Genomic DNA, 1344 nt, shown 5'->3' with positions numbered 1-1344 from the left:
GCCAAACCAGAGGCGGCCAACATCAATATGAGCAGTGTGAAAGCGCCGTTGACCTCTGACACGAGGTTGCCAGTCGCTGCGGTCAAAACTGCACCACCAGCAACGATGAGAGCGCCGCTCACTCCGGCAGCACCTCCAGCGAGATCAGGTCGAACCGACATGGCACCGGCATTGCTTCCGGGCATGGTAATCCCGTTCCCTAAACCGACGAAAATGGTACTCGCAAAGAAAAGCTCCGTTGACGTGATCCCCGTCGCGAGCAACACCAAACCACCCACGAGACCAGTACAAGCCACAACCCGTCCCGTAACCATTATAGTTGTCGGTTCGAAATGCTTCCCTATGCGACCGGCCAGAAACCCGCCGATCATGAAGCCAACCGTGATGGTCCCGATGTAGAACCCTAGTTCGGCGGTTGTGACATTAAAAGTGGACTTCGCAACAAGGGGTGCGCCGGTCAAAAAGATGTAGAATGCACCGACAGAAAGTGTGCCGCAGAGTGCGTAGGCCCAGAACAGCGGCTCACGGATTAGCGCTGTCGCGCCGAGCACCGGAGCGCTTGTACCTGTCGCCCTTTGCGGCCTCGTCTCTCCGAGATCCAACCAACAAAGCAGCAGCAATCCGAAGCCAGCAACAGCATAGCAGCCAAAGACATACCGCCACCCTAAGAAGGTGTCTAAAACGCCACCCAGCATAGGACCGATCATCGGGGCGATTCCCATCGCCATCCCGATATAGCCGATCAGGCTCACGGCTTCCCGCTCAGTTCTTATGTCCCGAACGATTGCGAGAGAAAGCGTATACCCGCCGATGATCCCGCCCTGGAGCATCCGGCAGCAAAGAAAGACCTCGATGTTCTGAGCAAAGGTGCAACCCAAGGAGGCGAACAAGAAAATAAGCAAAGCCCCCAGAAGCACCGGCCGCCTGCCGATCCGGTCTGACAAGGGACCGATGATAAGCTGGATGATCGCCGTAATGGCCAGATACCCAGACACTGCCAGACTGACAGTGCTGTAGTCGGTTTCGAGGTCGATTGCGATGTTAGCCAGCGAAGGCAGAAACATGTTGAGCGACATGGGCGATAACCCAGTCAACAGGATCAATGTGATCAAATGTGGAGGTGTTCTTGTGCGGTTCATCTTGGCGTTCTGAGCTATGAAAACAAAAAAGCCCCCGAGAATGTCGGGGGCACATGGAAACGGATATGGAAAACCTTATCGAACCATGCACCTCTTGCTTACTACGACGACGAAATTGAAGGTCATGGTCTCACTCCTTTGAAAAAGAGCGTAGACAGGTTGTTCGACTGTGGCAACAAACAAAGCTGCCATTCACGCACTGCGC

General features: G+C 54.8%; 1 protein-coding gene. It reads right to left on the bottom strand.

Going from position 1 to position 1344, the window contains the following annotated elements; translation table 11 throughout:
- A partial coding sequence (locus GOX53_RS29395; protein WP_254446868.1) for a Bcr/CflA family efflux MFS transporter occupies positions 1-1076 on the bottom strand: 1076 nt, incomplete at its 3' end.
- Positions 1077-1344 lie beyond the last annotated feature (268 nt).

This window comes from Ruegeria sp. HKCCD8929 (assembly GCF_013031405.1).
Taxonomy (GTDB): Bacteria; Pseudomonadota; Alphaproteobacteria; order Rhodobacterales; family Rhodobacteraceae; genus Ruegeria.
Note: the sequence above shows the minus strand (reverse complement) of the source record. Positions and strands in the feature narration are given on the sequence as shown.